The following is a 16,552-nucleotide window of genomic DNA, read 5'->3' as shown; positions in this document are numbered from 1 at the left end:
GCCCTGTGCGCTAGGTTGATGCCACTCCGTAGCCGTACCCCTACGCCCTTCAGCAGGTGGCCATCGATGGTTGAGCGATCACCGAACATCCGGGAACGCCGACTCGTCACTGAAATCAAGAAGGCGCGCGACGCCGCCGGCCTGACCCTCGTCGAGGTCAACAAGCGTCTGGGCTGGTCGATCAGCATGCTCAGCCGGATCGAGACACACAAGCGCCGAGTCAAAATCGGTGAACTGGCAGAGCTTCTCGACCTCTACGGCGTCAAAGGTGAACACCGCGAACGACTGCTGAGCCTTGCCCGCTCATCGCGCGAAACAGGCTGGTGGGATACGTACGCCGGTGCGCTCTCCACCGAGCTGACCAACTACCTGAGCTTGGAGGCCGAGGCTTCAGGCCTGGAGTGCTACGAGGCGATGGTCTTCCATGGGTTGCTGCAGACGCCGGAGTACGCCGAGCGCGTCATCCGAAGCGGCTTGATGTCGCTGGCCCCGCCGCAGGAGGTCACCCGACGCGTCGAAGTCCGGATGAACCGGCAAGAGATCCTGTCACGAGATGAGCCCTTCTCGCTCTGGACCGTAATCGATGAGTCCGTCCTGGAGCGCGTTATCGGCGGCCCCAAGGTGATGCGAACGCAACTCCTGAGCGTCGCCGAGCTCGCCCAGCGCCCCAACGTCACCGTCCAGGTCCTGTACACGCGACCTGAGGCGCACCCAGCACTGTCCGGCACATTCTCGATCATGAAGTTCCCGGGCCGGTACGACACCGACGTCGTCTACCTGGAGACCATGACCGGCAGCCTGTACGCGGAGGACGAAAGCCACGTACACCGCTATAACCTTGCTTTCAACCAACTACGCGCCATTGCTCTCGGCCCGGATGAGTCCGTCGAGCTGATCGTCAACCGGGCTGAGCAGCTGAAGGAGTGAAAGGGGGCGCAGGGATGACCGCACCCGACCTCACCCGCGCCGCGTGGCGCAAGAGCAGCTACAGCGAAGGCTCCAATGCCTGCATCGAAGTTGGCATCCGGACCATGAGCAGCCCCGGCACCGACGCCCTTTACCTCATGCGCGATTCCAAGGATCCAGAGGGCCCCGCCCTCGCGCTGAATCCCGGGCAATGGCACGCCCTCCTCCGCGACATCAAGGGCACCTGTTGACCTTGCTGGATAGTCCGAGCTGAGACGTCGAGCCCCTGCACCCGTCGCAAGCCGGGTACGAACAAGGAACACCGATCATCACGATGGAGTTCTCCCACGTCACCTGGCGCAAGAGCAGCCGCAGCACCGACGAAGGCGTCGAGATCTCACCTGGAGACGGCCATAGCCGTTCGCGGCTCCAAGGATTCAGACGGCCCCAAGCTCGTCTTTGGAACCACCGCGTGGCGTTCGTTCGCCAGCGTTGTTCGCAGCGGACGCTACGACCTGTAGGCCGTCACTGCGCCGACCTACGCCTAACCGACCCCTTGCGGCCCCAATGCTCGGACTCATCATGTCCGAGCACCTTCACGATCACGATGTAGCGGTAGGCGCCCAGGACCTCGGCTAGCACCGCGACGTGCATGCTACGTCGCCCGACACCGCTGCCAACTGCTCCCGCAGGTTCTTCGCCTCAACGGTCCCCTACACCTGGACGCCGCCTGCGACGGCTCTCGGAGAACGGACGATCGCGCGAACCAGCACTTTTGTTCGTCAGCATCGATAACCCGACTTATCAGGCTTATCAAAGCAGCCTTCCTTGGCTTAGCCATACAGTCGGGGCGCTCGCTATTCAGGGGCATCGCGAGACCCCTGAGTCCTGAGTGACAAGAACGGGCTGTTCCTTCAGCCGTCGAGCTTCCCCGGAGGTACCAGGACATGAACTCAGTCACCACAGCCACGATCCTGCTCCTGGCCAGCGTCGTCTCCTGCGCGCTCGGCTACCTGATCGCCCGCGTCCGCCTCAACGCTGACCGCGACCGGTGGCGCGAAGAGCAGAGCCGCCTTCAGACGGCGCTGAAGCTCGCCGAGGAGCAGCGCGACCAGGCACGCACCCAGTACAGCGACGTCCGGGCCGAGCGGGATGACGTCCGTGAGTCCCTCCGCAAGCGCGAAGCTGCGTGGACTGAGCAGACCGCCAAGCTGCAGACCGCGACCGAACATATCGGTCAGTTGAACGCCGAGCTCAAGAGCGTCCGTGAGAAGTACCAACGGGCCGAGGCAGACCTTGAGCTGCTCAAGGAGTCTCTGGAGACCAGCCGCCGTCAGGTTTACGAGAAGGAGACCGCGCTGGACCGCGCCGGCAAGGTCGAGGCCGAGCTCCGGGGCTCAATTACCGAGAAGGACCGGCTTATCAACGACCACACCACGAACCTCGAGAAGCTGCGCACCGAGCGGGCCACGTTGGAGAAGCAGCGCGCCGAGGTCGCGGCGGCCCAGAAGCAACTCCAACAGCTCCGCGATGAACAGAGCCGCCTTCAGGCCGAGCAGATCGAGGCCGCTGTCGCCAAGATGCTGAGCACCTCCCAGGAGAAACTGGCAGCCACCGCTGACGACAAGCTCGGCACCGCCACCCGCGCGGTCACCGAGAAACTGCGGGAGCTGGAGCAGCACATCCGCGAGTTCGACACCAAGCGCACCTCGACCGAGTCGCGGCTGGACGAGCAGATCAGGCAGCTCACCGCGGAAAACCTGCGTAGCCGTGAGCAGACCGAGGCGCTGGTCGAGGCTCTGCGCAAGCCGCAGGTCCGGGGGCAGTGGGGCGAGATGCAGCTCAAGCGCGCCTTCGAGCTGGCCAACATGCGTGAGCACTGCGACTACGACCTTCAGGTCCACGTGACGGGTGACGGGAGCATCCGGCGGCCGGACGCGGTGATCCACATGACCGGTGGGCGCAACATCGTCATCGACGCGAAGGTATCCCTGAAGGCGTTCCTGGAAGCGCTTGAAGCGGCCGATGACGCCGAGCGGGACCGGCTGTTGAGAGAGCACGCGCGCCAGGTCCGCAGGCACGTGGACTCGTTGGCGGCCAAGGAGTACTTCGAAAAGGTCGCTGGCAGCCCCGAGTTCGTGCTGATGTTCCTGCCGAGCGAGGCTCTGCTGCAGGCCGTGCTGGACAAGGACCCTGGCCTGTATGAGTACGCCTTCAAGCGGCGCATCGTGATCGCCTCGCCGACGGTGCTGCTGCCGATGCTCCGCACGATCGAACTGGCCTGGGCAGAGGCCGCGATGAAGGAGCACGCGGAGCAGGTACGCCGGCTGGGCCTGGAGATCTACAAGCGGCTCGGCACGTTGAGCGGACACCTGGACAAACTCGGCCGCTCTCTCGACACCTCGGTGAAGCACTACAACGCCGCGATCGGCTCGATGGAGCGCAACGTCCTTCCTGCGGCCCGACGGTTCAAGGAGTTGAAGGTTGTGACCGAGGACGTGAAGTACCTGGAGACCGTCGACTCGACGACCCGGGCGTTGAAGGCCCCTGAGCTGCTGCAAGCGGATGGAGGCGACGCCTCGGTCGTGCCCTTGGAGGCATCGAACGACGAGCCGGAATCTGCCTGATAATCCCCCTTATCAGGCAAAAGATCAGCAAGGTGTCCCATTTTCTCGTAATGTCGAGGCAGTCGTTCGCGAGAGGAGGTGCTGATGTGACGGTTGCACACAACAGGGCGCAGTGGATGTCGATGACTGAGATCGCTGAGCTGGCCAAGGTCAAGCGGCCGGTCGTCAGCACCTGGCGGCGTCGACACCCTGAATTCCCGGAACCAGTGGCGAAAGAGCGGGGTCAGCTGCTCTTCGACGGCGCGGAGATCGTCGACTGGCTGGTGGCGACTGGCCGCGCGGAACGCGCGGAGGTCGAGGGCGACCTGCGGGTCTACACCCTTGCCCGGCTCGGCGCAGACCTGCCCTCGAACACGCTCGTCCCTGCCCTGACCTCGCTGATCTGTCTGCGGCACCGTACGAGTGACGAGCCTTTGGAGCAGCAGGCCACCAACCCGAACCTGCACCTGCGCGACCTGTCCTCCCGCGCCGACCCCGACGACGGCTTTCTGGCGTCCGAGATCCAGCAGCTCATGCGGCTCCGCGCCGCTTGGCTGCCGGGTATCGCGGACGAGTTGGTAGAAGCCGCCTGGAGCACGCGTGGTGCGTTCGAACGGGTCATGGAGGTCCGAGACCGCCTCGGCGCTACCGATCTGTCGGCCAACCGCCTGTCGTCCCCGCTGCAGACCCTGGTCGCTCAGCTCTGCGACGCATCCGCGCTCGCCGACCGCAGGGGGGCGTTGCACCTGGCCGACCCCAATGCCGGCGTCGGGGACCTGGTCGTCGCGATCGCCGAGCAGCTCCGTGAGGACCAGACGCTCCGCGTCACCGCTCACTCCCCCGACGCCGCCCAGGCCCGACTCCTTCGCCGCCGCCTGGCCGTCCTCGACCTCCCCGATGAGGACGTCGCGGTACCGGAAATCGACGCCCCCGCGTCGGACCCCGACCTGATCGTCACGCTCCTCCCCTACCGCCCCTCCGAAGAACGCACTCCAGACCAGGGCCTGGCGGCCTTGCATGACCTGTACCAGCGCATGCCGAATGGGGCTACCGCAATCGTTGTCGCCCCGGCCGACACCACATCCGCCCTCACCCTGCACAGCCAGGCCGCCGAGTATCGCGAGGCGCTGCTGCGTACCGGGACGGTCAAGGCCGCCATCCGCCTTCCCGGTGGCCTGATTCCCTACCGTCCCGGCTACGAGGTAGCACTGTGGGTATTGTCCAAGAACACCACCGAAGGGGAGCGCGGCAGGGTGCTGCTGGCCGACGTCTCCCAGCGCCCCCTCAGCCCAGCACTGATTGACGCCCTGACGACTGACGTTCTGGCCTGGCGTAACGCCGACTTCGCCACCGAGGCACACGGCCGCGTCCACACCGTGGCGACCCCGATCCAGGCGCTGCTCACCGACCCCACACGGGACGCCCCTCGGCAGCTGCCACCGCTCGTCCCCCGCTATCTGCCCACGATGGACGAGGTCGTCCTTCAGACCCCCGAACGTGTCGCCCGTGCGCTCGACCTGGAACGTGTGCTCTGGGAGTCCCGCCCTGACGCACCGAAGTTGAATGCCGGCCTGGCTGCCGCTGCCCGGCCGCGGCCGCCCGCAACCCGGACGGTCGGCGACCTGACCATCGGCGCCCGTGCCCGGACCAGTTCATTGGCGTTCCGCAGCGGTACCCGGATCGCTCGCGCCGACATCCGCACGGTCGTTTTCTTGGCCTCCGCGACGTCGTACCCGCTTATCGGGCCTCCCGAGATCACCGAGGACTCTTCCCTCGGCAGCCGCCGCATCGACCGTCTGACGTTCGAACAAAAGCATCCCAACGCCAAACGCAGCCTCCCCGGCGATGTCATCATGACAACGGTTCCTCGCCCGGCTGCGATCGTTGACCACGAGGGCTACTCAGTGATCGAGTTCCCGGCGCGTGTCCTGCGCATCACCGAGGCCGGCAGACGGCACTTCACCCCCCGGGTCCTCGCCGCCCTGCTCAACCTCTCCGCACGCGCCGAGGGATCGCTCCGCCCAGTCCTACGCCCGGTCGAACTGCGCCTGCCGTTGTTGCCCACTCCCGATCTCGAACGCTTCGACCGCCTCCTGGCCGAACTGGAGGACCGCAAGGCCCTCGCCCGCCGCGAGATCGCCGCCCTCGACGAACTGCGGGCACTGGCCTCAAGCGGCCTTACCGATGGAACACTCACCCTGAACGACTACGTTCAGTGACGATAGGAACCCGAGGAGAACGATGCCGCCGAGAAAGAAGAGCGCCGCAGGGCAGGCCGAACTGCCCGGCGTGTCCAGCATGGCCGAGATCAAGGACATCCTGTGGAAGTCCGCCGACAAGCTGCGCGGCTCGATGGACGCCGCCCAGTACAAGGACTTCGTCCTGCGGCTGGTGTTCCTCAAGTACGTCTCGGACTCCTTCGAGGAGCGCCGGGAACAGCTCAGGGATGAGCTGATCAAGGATGGGGTGCCCGAGTCCCGCATTGAGGATTTCCTGAACGACCAGGACGAGTACGAGGGCGCGGGGATCTTCTGGGTTCCCGAAGGCACCCGCTGGGCCGACATCGCTGCCCAGGCCAAGTCCGCCGTGATCGGTGAGCTGCTCGACGCCGCGCTGGACACCATCATGAAGAGCAACAGCAAGGCGCTGAGTGGCGTCTTCGCCGAGAAGATCTTCAACAGATCCAACGTCGACCAGCGGCGCCTGGGTGAGCTCGTCGACTTGCTGAGCGACGCACGCTTCACCGGCCACCAGGGTAAGTCCGCCCGCGACGTACTCGGCGAGGTCTACGAATACTTCCTAGAGAAGTTCGCCCGGGCCGAAGGTAAGCGCGGCGGCGAGTTTTACACACCCGCCAGCGTCGTGAAAGTGCTAGTGGAGATCCTGGAGCCCTACAAGGGTCGCGTGTACGACCCATGCTGCGGCTCCGGCGGCATGTTCATCCAGGCCGAAAAGTTCGTCGTCAGCCACCGGGGCCGCCGCGATGACATCGCCGTCTATGGTCAGGAAGCCAACGAACGCACCTGGCGGCTGGCCAAGATGAACCTGGCCATCCACGGCATCAACGGCGACCTGTCCGCCAAGTGGGCCGACACCTTTTACGAGGACAAGCACCCCGACCTCAAGGCCGATTTCATCCTGGCCAATCCGCCGTTCAACATGTCGGACTGGTACCGCAGGACCGACGACCCCCGCTGGCGCTTCGGCACCCCGCCCGCAGGCAACGCCAACTTCGCTTGGATGCAGCACATCATCTCCAAGCTCGGCACCCACGGCAGCGCCGGCGTCGTCATGGCCAACGGCTCGATGTCCTCCAAACAGTCCGGCGAAGGTGACATCCGCGCCGCCCTCATCGAGGCCGACCTGGTCGCCTGCATGGTCGCCCTGCCACCCCAACTCTTCCGCACTACACAGATCCCCGCCTGCCTATGGTTCTTCGCCAAAGACAAGACCTCACGCGCAGGTCAGACCGACCGTCAGGGCCAGACCTTGTTCATCGACGCCCACACGATGGGCACGATGCTCGACCGCACCGAGCGCGTCCTCACCGAAGGTGACATCGCCAAAATCGCCAACACCTACCACGCTTGGCGCGGCACCAAGAGCGCTCACAAAGCAAACCTGACCTACGCCGACGAGCCCGGCTTCTGCTACTCGTCCACCCTCGACAAGATCCGCGCCCACGATCACGCCCTCGCCCCCGGCCGCTACGTGCCTGCCGCCGAGACCGACGACACCGATGACGAGCCTATAGCCGACAAGATCGGCCGCCTGACCAAAGAACTCTTCACCTGCTTTGAAGAGTCCACCCGCCTCGAGCAGGTCATCCGCCAGCGACTGGAGCGCCTCGATGTCTGAGCAAACAAGCGCAAACCCTCTTGATTTGCCACCTCTGCCATCATCATGGAGATATCAGGAGCTTGGCGACCTTCTCGAGGCAAACGGTCTCTCTTATGGCATTGTTCAGCCTGGTTCAGAAACTCCCGGTGGCGTGCCCATTGTTCGAGTCCAGAACATACGAAACGGGCGGCTCTCACTTGGCAACCCACTCCGAGTTAGTCCTGACATCGAGGGCAAGCACGAGAGAACTCGTCTCAAAGGTGGAGAAGTCCTACTCTCACTCGTCGGAACGGTCGGAGAGTCAGCAATAGCCCCCCCATCACTCGATGGATGGAACGTTGCTCGAGCTATTGCAGTGCTCCGAGTTAATGATCAATCATCCAACACGTGGGTGCGCTTGTGTCTGTCGTCTAGACTTGCCAAGCACTACATCAAAACATGGCTCAACACCACGGTACAGGCCACACTTAACCTCCGCGATGTGCGCCGCATCCCCATCCCCATCCCCCCCAATTTCCAACGTCAAGCAATTGAAGCGGTGATCTGTGCGCTAGACGACAAGATCGCCGCCAACGACCGCATCGCCACCACTATCCTGAAGCTAACCTCCTCAACTTTGGAAGAGATGCTGGCTTCAGATGGCACCTTGTCCAGAGTGCATCTCAGTGACATCGCGGACGTCAATCAACGAAAAGTTAAGCCAGAGCCGGGAGGATCCCTCCGCTACCTGGACATTTCCAGCGTCTCAACCGACGACTACGAGTGGCCTGATCTTATCTCCTGGGAAGATGCTCCCGGACGCGCCCGGAGAAAAGCAGCACCAGGGGACACCATCTGGTCCACGGTTCGTCCCAACCGTAAATCTAGGGCTCTGATCCTCGACGACGACCAAGAACTCGTTGTCTCAACTGGTTTTGCTGTCCTTAGTCCCAGAAACATCGGCCCCGCCTTCTTGTATGAAGTGAGCCGACGGGACGAGTTTGTGACCTATCTCGAAAGTGTCGCTGAAGGAAGCGCTTACCCCGCAGTTCGCGCGGAACGGTTCCTAAGGGCTGAAGTTCCGCTGCTTTCTCCTGAATGCATGAACAAATTTGAATCATGGGCCATGGAACTCCATCACAGAGTCCATGCGTCCCGCCAGGAAACCCGTGTTCTGGCAGAACTGCGGGACACATTGCTGCCCAAGCTCATGTCCGGGGAGATCCGCATCAGGGACGCCGAAAAGGCCGTGGAGGATGCCGTATGACCGGTTACAGCGAGTCCGCCCTGGAGCACGATGTTCTGGAGGTCCTCGCCGAGCTTGGCTGGGAGCCCAAGGAAGGCAAGGAAATCACTGTCGGGTCCGGGGAGCGGGAGTCCTGGGACGAGTTGATCATCCCCGCGCGGTTGCGGGACGCGGTCGCGCAGATCAACCCGGAGCTGCCACCCGCCGCCGTGGACGAGGTCGTCGACCTGGTGCTGCGGCCCAAGTCACGAAGCGTGGAGGCGGAGAACTTCCGCATCCACCAATACCTCACCCAGGGCATCCGTGACGTCAGCTACGTGGACGAGTTCGGCGTAGAGCAGCACCCGACCGTCTACCTGATTGACTTCACTGAGCCGTACGACAACGATTTCCTCGCGGTGCGGCAGGTCACGGTCGTCAAACAGGACGAGCGGCGGCGGTTCGATGCCGTGCTGTACGTCAACGGGCTCCCTCTGGCGATCTTCGAGCTGAAGAAGATGACGGATGAGAACGCCACGGCCGAGGTGGCGCACGCACAACTCATGGCCTACGTCGATGACATGTGGCAGGCGTTCCGCTGCAACGTCGTCAGTCTCGTCTCCGACGGCATGAACGCCCGTTACGGCACCGCGTTCACCCCCTACAACCACTTCGCGCCTTGGAACGTGGACGACGACGGAGAGCCGGTTCCCCAGCCCGCCGCGTCCTGGTCGGAAATGGAGCTGAGCCTTACCCTGTACGGGCTGTTCGAGCAGCGCCGGTTCATCGAGGTGCTGAAAAGCTATGTCGCCTTCGCCCAGGCCGACGGCGGCCCGGCCAAACGCATCGCCAAACCGCACCAGTACTTCGCCGTGTCCAGGGCGATCCTCAAGACCATCGAGGCAGTCCGCAGCAACGGTAAGGCCGGCGTCGTGTGGCACACACAGGGATCCGGCAAGTCGTTCGAGATGGAGTTGTATTCCAACCAGGTGCTCAAGCATCCCGCGCTCGGCAACCCCACGATCGTTGTCATCACCGACCGCACCGATCTGGACGACCAGCTCTTCGAGAGCTTCAACGCCAGTGAGTTGTTGCCGGAGAAGCCCGTGCGCGTGACCAGCCGGGAGGGTCTGCGCACCGGGCTGAGCAACCGGCGCACCGGCGGGATCTATTTCACCACCCTGCAGAAGTTCGGCCGCACCCAGGCCGAACGCGATGCTGGCCTCAGCCACCCACTGCTCTCGGACCGCCGCAACATCATCGTGATCGTCGACGAGGCGCACCGGAGCCACTACGACGACCTGAACGGCTACGCCCGCCACCTGCGGCAGGCGCTCCCCTACGCCACGATGATCGCGTTCACCGGCACTCCGCTCTCCGAAGCCGACCGCGACACCCAGGCCGTGTTCGGCGGCTACATCGACATCTATGACCTCACCCGCGCCGTCGAGGACGGCGCGACGGTCTCGGTCTATTACGAGAACCGCTACATTGATGTCGAGCTGCCCCGGAACGTAGACCCGGAGACACTGGACGAAGAGGCCGACCGGGTCACCGAAGGCCTGGACGACGCCGAGCGCAAGCGCGCGGAGAGCGCCTCAGTCACCCTCAACGCCATCTACGGCGCACCCGCACGGATCGAGAAACTGGCCGCCGACATCGTCGCGCACTGGCAGGCACGGTCGGAAGCAATGAAGGAGTTCATCGGCGTTCCCGGCAAGGCGATGATCGTGTGCAGCACGCGGGAGATCTGTGCCGCTGTGTACCGGCAAATTATCGACATAAAGCGGGACTGGCACTCCGATGACGTGAACACCGGCAAGATCAAGGTCGTCTACAGCTCGGACCAGAAGGACCCTAAGGAGCTGCGCGCACACCGCATGCGGCCGAGCGAGCACAAGACCGTGCAGCGACGGATGAAGGACCCCGACGACGAGCTTGAGCTGATCATCGTCAAGGACATGCTGCTCACCGGATTCGATGCGCCTCCGCTGCACACCCTCTACCTCGACCGGTCCATGCGCGGCGCGCAGCTCATGCAGACCCTCGCCCGCGTCAACCGCACGTTCCGCAACAAGCAGGACGGCCTGATGGTCGGATACGCGCCCCTGCATGAGAACCTGCTGCGGGCGCTGGCTGAATACACGACGACCGACCAGCAGACCAAACCCATGGGACGCGACCTGGAGGACGCGCTCGGCAAGGTCCGCGACATCATTGAAGTCCTCGGCAACATGCTGGACGGCTACCCCTGGCGGGAAAGCCTCCAGGCCAAGAGCCCCACCGCCTACCGCGACACCATTCTGGGCGCCGCCAATCACGTCTGGGACGACCGGCATCCCCTCAACCAGGTCGAGGAGAACCCCGAGACCGGTGAGCGCGACCCCACACTCAAGGAACGCTTCCTACGCGAGGCCAGCCGACTAGCCCGGTTCTACGCACTGTGCCGAACCAGCGGCGAGCTGAACGACCTGCGCGACGACATCGCATTCTTCCGCGACGTGCGTGTCATGGTCGTCAAGCTCGACGCCAACCGCCGACAAGCCGAAGGACGCCCCATCCCCGCCGACGTCGAGCTGTACCTCAAGCAGCTCACGGCCGGAGCGATCGAGGCCGGGGACGTGACCGACCTCTTCGCGGCCGCCGGCCTGCAACGCCCCGACCTGTCGCACCTGGACGACACCTTCATCGAGAAGTTCAAGGCCGACAGGAACCCGGCGCTGGCGATCGAAGCGCTGCGGCGGCTTGTGCAGCAGCAGATGCGCCAGGTCACCAAGCACAACGTCGTCAGGCAGCAGAGCTTCTCCGACCAGCTACTGGACCTGATGCGCCGGTACGCCAACCAGCACATCACCGCCGCCCAGGTTCTCGCAGAGCTGTTCGACCTGGCCAAGGAGGTCGCCAACGACGCCAACCGCGGGCAGGAGTTCACCCCGGCGCTCACCAACGACGAGCTGGCGTTCTACGACGCGGTCGCCGCCAAGGAAACCGTCCGGAACCTGATGGGCGACAACAAGCTCGCCGACATCGCCCGCGACCTGGTGCATGCCGTCCGTCGCAACCTGTCCACCGACTGGACCGCCCGCGACGACGTTCAGGCCAGGCTCCGTTCCATCATCAAACGGCTGCTGGCCAAACACGGCTACCCACCCGAGGAAGAGAAGGACGCCATCGACAAGGTCATCCAGCAGCTGGAGACCTTCGCCGACGAATGGTCCCCCAACTCCGACGACTAAGCCAACGGCCAGGCCTTTCGCACGATCCCCGGTACTGCCAGCAGGAACTCATCACATCACCGCGCCCCACCCCCAGGAATCCCCATGGCGTATGTACTCGTCCTCGACTCCGATGCGCGCTCGGCATACTCCCTCCGCTTCACCAAGACGGTCCCCCGCTCGATAGACCCGAAGAGCGGCGCGGGAAGACTCTGCTGGATCTTCCTGCGCGATGGCGGACGCGCACCCAAGCTGGCGATACTCGGTTACATAGCCAAACCCCATGGCGAGGCGGTCGCCACCGATGATCGGCGTATCCTCGTGGAACACGCGCGGCGGCTCGGGGAGCCCGTCTCGCTGGGCGAGTTGGGCGCCGTCATGCCGACACTGCACTTCAACCGGCTGGACCGTGCCGTCGAGGAAGGCGTCCAAGTACTCCCATCCGAGGCGACGAACGCGTTGCACCAGGCGGTCGTCACGCTCCGTCCGGGTCTCCGGCAGCGGCTGGAATGGCTGAGCCAGCTCGGCTCCTCCGGTCGTGTGGTCAGCGGCGCCGCCGGTCTCCACTGGGCTCAGGAACGGGACGCCATCGACCTCGCCCTGCGCATGGGCGGATTCCCCACCACCTCGCTGCGCGAGTGGACCCAGCCGGCCGACAGCAACGCGCCGTTCTCCACCGGTCTGGTGCTCGGCGACGATGACCGCATTGCCGATCCAGGGGATCCGGCGGAGGACCGTTCCCGGGTTCCGCCAGCAGCCACCGACGAACCCAGCGAAGACTCGCTCGCTGACCTGGCCACTAGGGAGCTGGAAGCCAGCCTGATCGACGCGGACTCCCGCGTTATTCCCGGGTGGCAGCCGATACGGCGCCAGGACATGCGCGTCGATATCCGGGAGTTCGCCGATGACCGCGGGCGGAGAATCGAGACCCTCAACGTAAACGCCGGCCCCGTCGAGACACGGATCGGAGTCGACCTACTGTACTTCCACAAGAGCACCTCATCCCTCGTCGGCGTCCAGTACAAGCCTCTGCTCGATCCCCATATCTATGTCGACGACCGGCTCCGGAGTCAGATCACCCGGATGAAGGCGAGCACGAAGGCGCTGCATGCTGAGCCGACGTCCCCAGAGCAATGGCGAGTCGGTCACGACTGGATGTACCTCAAGCTCGCCCGTGCCCAGGCCATGGACCCCGACGCGCCCAGCCTTCTCAACGGGCTGTATCTGCCGCTCTCCTATCTGGAACTGCTCCTCAACGACGAGAAGGTCATCGGCCCTAAGGGAGGACGCCGACTGGGGTACGACACTGTCGATCGCTACCTGGCGAGCACCCTGTTCATCGACCTGGTCAAGGAGGGATGGATCGGCAGCCCTCCGTGCCGCCCGGCGAATCTCATGGACCTGGCGCGCCAGACCCTCGCGGACAACCGAAGCGCCATCATCGCCATGGATCACAGCGACGAGCCCCCTCGTGCACGTCAGACACGCAGCCGTAGCCGGCGATCGCCGTCGGCTCCACGTACGTGATCTACCGAGGGTCAGGAGAACAGCTCGAGGGGATGGACGGGAGGACGGCTTGCGACAGGAGCGGAAGCGGATGGCCGATGTGCTGTGGTACTGGCGGCCATCGAGATGTTCGACCCGCAGACGATTCCACGCACGACCTGCCGGGTGAGTAGCGCGGACCCGGCCGAGCCCTGGTTCAGCAGGTAGAGCCAGTGCCCGGGCAGCCGTTACTGCCGCCTCCATGGGAACCCGGACATCCGCTGCGCGGTGAGGAACCCGAGGACGGCAGGTACGGGGCGTCCTGGCGGCACACGGTCTACGGCGGCGTATTCCCGGTGAGCGCGATCCACGACGCGCTCACCGCATGGTTCGGAGGCGACGACGCGGATCCCGGTGGACGTCGCAAGAGCGGCGACACCGCGCTGTTCGCGTTCACCGTCGACGAGCGTGGCTGCCTGTTGGACGGGACCGTCATTCTCAACGCCTGCGCCTGGGCGACAGGACGGATTTTCGATCCGGGAGCGGGGGCGCCAGGTTGGCTGGAGGGGTTCGCGCAGGCGTCCGGAGAATGCGCGCAGGCGGTGGACCTGCTCACTCGTCGCCACATCCCACGTGCTCTCGCGCCCACGGTCCGATGTGCCGCCGGTCCAGGCTCAGGCCGAGCCTGAGCCGGAAGGACGGAGGCGCCTGGTCCGGAAATCCTCGGCGCGGCCTCGGAGGAGGCGGTCGCCGCTGTGATCGCCGACCTGACCGCCGGGCCGATCGGCGTTGGTCGACGCCGGGTTTGGAGACGGGACGGGGCGTGTAGGTGTCATCGAGGTCGGGGAGCGGCTTGGCGAGCCGCAACGCGGCCGACGCAGCCAGCGCGAGGACGAAGGCCTCACCGAATCCGCCCTGATGGTTGATCGGATCCACGTCCGGATCGCCTCTCCATGTGGGTTCGGTGGGTTTTCGCCGCAAACAGACTTACGCCAGTGGTCGAATGACAGTCAAGGTATGGTTTGCCCTCGGGTTGGATGATCTCGCTGTCGAGAGGGGGTCCTGGGGTGCCGCGCCTTGCCTTCGAGACCGGCTTCTTCGAAGAGTACGAACGCTTGGAAAAGCCGGTGAAGCGGAACGTTCGGGAGGCGATGGCCGAGTTCCAGCGGCGGAGCATCACCGATCTCTATGGGCAGGCCAAGACCGGGCTGCACCTGGAGAAGGTCGTGTCAGCCAAGGATCCCCGGATACGCACCATTCGTATCAACGACAACTATCGTGGTGTCGTGCTCGCTCCTGATGACGGGAGCGAGACCTTCACATTGCTCAAGGTGCTGCCTCACGACAAGGCCTACGACTGGGCCAGGAAGCGGAAGATCACCGTCAACTCGGTGACGCTTGGCCTGGAGATTCGCAATGTCGAGGCGATCGAAGAGCTCACCCCGGTGTTTCAGCAGGCCGCGGCGAAGGTGCCGGAGCTTCTGTTCGCCGGCTTCTCCGATACCGTGCTCCGAGATCTGGGGATCGATGACGGTGTCCTCACCGCGGTGCGGGCGATCATCGACAAGCCCCAGCTGAACGCGTTCGCGAAGCTGTTCCCTGAGGATCAGTTCGAGGTCCTGCAGTTCCTCGCCGAGGGCTTCACCCCCGATGAAGTGTGGCGTGAGGTCGTCACAGTCCGTCGACCCGCCGACCTGGAACCCGCAGACTTGGCCACGGCCATCGCCAACACTCCAAGCCGGATCGCGGTGGTCTCGAACGAGAGTGAACTGGAGGACATCCTCACCAAGCCGTTCAGCGCCTGGAGGATCTTCCTGCACCCAGCGCAACGTCGCCTCGCCTATCGTCCCTCCTACAGCGGAGCAGCCCAGGTCTCTGGTGGTCCGGGAACCGGAAAGACCGTCGTCGCAATCCATCGAGTGAAGCACCTGCTCAGTCTGCCTGGCGACGGCCGGATTCTGCTCACCACCTTCACAAACGCGCTCGCCGCTTCCCTTCGCGAAGCTCTTTCACTGCTCGTCGATGACCCGGACTTGTTGAAACGGGTGGACGTCACCACGGTCAACGCGTTCGCCCGACAGGTAGTGGCTGACCATGGACCGGTGCCCACACTGGTCTCCGACGGCGACTACAACACTCGCCGCCGTTGGCAGAAGATCGCGAGGAAGTTCGGGCTCACCTGGAACGAGCAGTTCCTAGCGCTTGAGTTCAGGCACGTCGTGCTCGCCCAGGGGATCAGTAGCCTTGAGGACTATCTGAGAGCTCCCCGGGACGGCCGAGGTACGGCGCTGCGGTCCGGCCAGAGAACCCAGATGTGGCGAGCGATCGCCGAGTTCGAATCTGAGCTCCAGGCGGCCGGCAAGCGTACCTATTTGCAGTTGTGTGGCGACGCGGCAGAACTGCTGGCCACCGACGGTCCCAGGTATCGGCATGTCGTGGTGGACGAGGCTCAGGATCTACACCCCGCGCAGTGGCGGGTGCTGCGCAACGCGGTAGCCGAAGGCCCCAACGACCTGTTCATCACCGGTGACCCACACCAGCGGATCTACGACACCCGGGTGTCACTGCGCTCGCTGGGAATCAACGTGTCGGGGCGATCCAGCAGACTCCGGATCAACTACCGCAGCACTCAGGAGATTCTCACCTGGGCGTCAGCCATCCTGACCGGCGAGCGAATCGAGGATCTCAACGACAGTCTCGACACGCTCGCGGGCTACCGGTCCGCGCTGCGCGGCCAGCTGCCCGACATCTCCGCAGGTGCCACGGAAACCGAGGAACTGGAGGCCCTGGCGCTAAAGGTAGGTGCGTGGGTGGAGGCGGGAGTCGATCCGTCGGAGATCGCCGTTGCGACGCGGTTCCACGATTTCGGCGGCCAGGCCATGGAAGCCCTGCATGAGCTGGGAATCCCCGCAGTAGCGCTCAAGAGCGGTCCGGAGGCGTCGGTGCCGGGCGTTCGGATCACGACGATGCATGCCATGAAGGGGCTGGAGTTCCGCTGCGTCGCCGTCATCGGGGTAAACGACAAGGCATTCCCGCTAGAGGCAGCGGTCACCTCGAAGGAGACAGATCGCGTTCAGCATGAGATCGACATGCTTGCGGAGCGTTGCCTGCTCTTCGTCGCTTGTACACGGGCACGTGAAGACCTCTACGTATCTTGGAACGGCCTGCCCAGCCCGTTCTTCAGGCAGCGCTGACGCGTCAGCAAGAGGGCCAATATCAGGGCGTGCCAAGGCCCCCGAGCGGACAAGCTGGTGTCGACGGCGGCTGAAGAATTGAGGCGCCGATGACAACCAGCG

The 16,552-nt window shown here is 64.4% G+C and carries 11 protein-coding genes; all 11 read left to right on the top strand.

Annotated features, from left to right (window positions below):
- The first annotated feature begins 66 nt into the window (after positions 1–66).
- The 11 genes from ACH34W_RS06670 to ACH34W_RS06620 all read left to right on the top strand — a co-directional run bounded on the left by ACH34W_RS06670 (position 67) and on the right by ACH34W_RS06620 (position 16,450).
- The gene (locus ACH34W_RS06670) at positions 67–927 is read left to right on the top strand and encodes a helix-turn-helix domain-containing protein (RefSeq protein ID WP_395959809.1); all 861 of its coding nucleotides are present in this window, start codon (positions 67–69) and stop codon (positions 925–927) included.
- 14 nt (positions 928–941) lie between these two features.
- Entirely contained in the window at positions 942–1,157 is a 216-nt protein-coding gene (locus tag ACH34W_RS06665; RefSeq protein ID WP_395959808.1) for a DUF397 domain-containing protein, read from the top strand.
- A gap of 9 nt (positions 1,158–1,166) precedes the next feature.
- Positions 1,167–1,427 (top strand): DUF397 domain-containing protein, encoded by a 261-nt coding sequence (locus ACH34W_RS06660; protein WP_395960061.1) that lies wholly within the window; start codon positions 1,167–1,169, stop codon positions 1,425–1,427.
- A 426-nt stretch (positions 1,428–1,853) separates the two neighbouring features.
- The gene (gene rmuC / locus ACH34W_RS06655) at positions 1,854–3,533 is read left to right on the top strand and encodes a DNA recombination protein RmuC (protein WP_395959807.1); all 1,680 of its coding nucleotides are present in this window, start codon (positions 1,854–1,856) and stop codon (positions 3,531–3,533) included.
- A 122-nt stretch (positions 3,534–3,655) separates the two neighbouring features.
- A complete protein-coding gene (locus ACH34W_RS06650; RefSeq protein ID WP_395959806.1) occupies positions 3,656–5,731 on the top strand; it encodes a hypothetical protein in 2,076 nt (691 codons plus the stop codon).
- 22 nt (positions 5,732–5,753) lie between these two features.
- A complete protein-coding gene (locus ACH34W_RS06645) occupies positions 5,754–7,370 on the top strand; it encodes a type I restriction-modification system subunit M (RefSeq protein ID WP_395959805.1) in 1,617 nt (538 codons plus the stop codon).
- Positions 7,363–8,598, top strand: a complete 1,236-nt coding sequence (locus tag ACH34W_RS06640) for a restriction endonuclease subunit S (protein WP_395959804.1) — start codon at positions 7,363–7,365, stop codon at positions 8,596–8,598. The genes ACH34W_RS06645 and ACH34W_RS06640 overlap by 8 nt, the downstream gene beginning before the upstream one ends.
- Complete coding sequence (locus tag ACH34W_RS06635; RefSeq protein WP_395959803.1) at positions 8,595–11,792, top strand: type I restriction endonuclease subunit R; 3,198 nt, start codon at positions 8,595–8,597, stop codon at positions 11,790–11,792. Before ACH34W_RS06640 ends, ACH34W_RS06635 begins: the two co-directional genes overlap by 4 nt.
- 84 nt (positions 11,793–11,876) lie before the next feature.
- On the top strand, positions 11,877–13,298 hold the full coding sequence (locus ACH34W_RS06630; RefSeq protein ID WP_395959802.1) for a hypothetical protein: 1,422 nt from the start codon (positions 11,877–11,879) through the stop codon (positions 13,296–13,298).
- Between the two features lie 191 nt (positions 13,299–13,489).
- Positions 13,490–13,945 (top strand): hypothetical protein, encoded by a 456-nt coding sequence (locus ACH34W_RS06625; RefSeq protein ID WP_395959801.1) that lies wholly within the window; start codon positions 13,490–13,492, stop codon positions 13,943–13,945.
- A 378-nt stretch (positions 13,946–14,323) separates the two neighbouring features.
- Positions 14,324–16,450: a UvrD-helicase domain-containing protein gene (locus tag ACH34W_RS06620; RefSeq protein ID WP_395959800.1), complete on the top strand. Its 2,127-nt coding sequence runs from the start codon at positions 14,324–14,326 to the stop codon at positions 16,448–16,450.
- The last annotated feature ends 102 nt before the right edge of the window (positions 16,451–16,552 follow it).

Source organism: Actinomadura sp. 6N118 (genome assembly GCF_044326415.1).
Taxonomy (GTDB): domain Bacteria; phylum Actinomycetota; class Actinomycetes; order Streptosporangiales; family Streptosporangiaceae; genus Spirillospora.
Note: the sequence above shows the minus strand (reverse complement) of the source record. Positions and strands in the feature narration are given on the sequence as shown.

Excerpts from the sequence above, each read along its gene's own strand:
- ACH34W_RS06670 (WP_395959809.1), top strand. The coding sequence starts at position 67 with ATGGTTGAGCGATCACCGAACATCCGGGAACGCCGACTCGTCACTGAA.
- ACH34W_RS06665 (WP_395959808.1), top strand. The coding sequence starts at position 942 with ATGACCGCACCCGACCTCACCCGCGCCGCGTGGCGCAAGAGCAGCTAC.
- rmuC (WP_395959807.1), top strand. The coding sequence starts at position 1,854 with ATGAACTCAGTCACCACAGCCACGATCCTGCTCCTGGCCAGCGTCGTC.
- ACH34W_RS06650 (WP_395959806.1), top strand. The coding sequence starts at position 3,656 with ATGACTGAGATCGCTGAGCTGGCCAAGGTCAAGCGGCCGGTCGTCAGC.
- ACH34W_RS06645 (WP_395959805.1), top strand. The coding sequence starts at position 5,754 with ATGCCGCCGAGAAAGAAGAGCGCCGCAGGGCAGGCCGAACTGCCCGGC.
- ACH34W_RS06640 (WP_395959804.1), top strand. The coding sequence starts at position 7,363 with ATGTCTGAGCAAACAAGCGCAAACCCTCTTGATTTGCCACCTCTGCCA.
- ACH34W_RS06635 (WP_395959803.1), top strand. The coding sequence starts at position 8,595 with ATGACCGGTTACAGCGAGTCCGCCCTGGAGCACGATGTTCTGGAGGTC.
- ACH34W_RS06630 (WP_395959802.1), top strand. The coding sequence starts at position 11,877 with ATGGCGTATGTACTCGTCCTCGACTCCGATGCGCGCTCGGCATACTCC.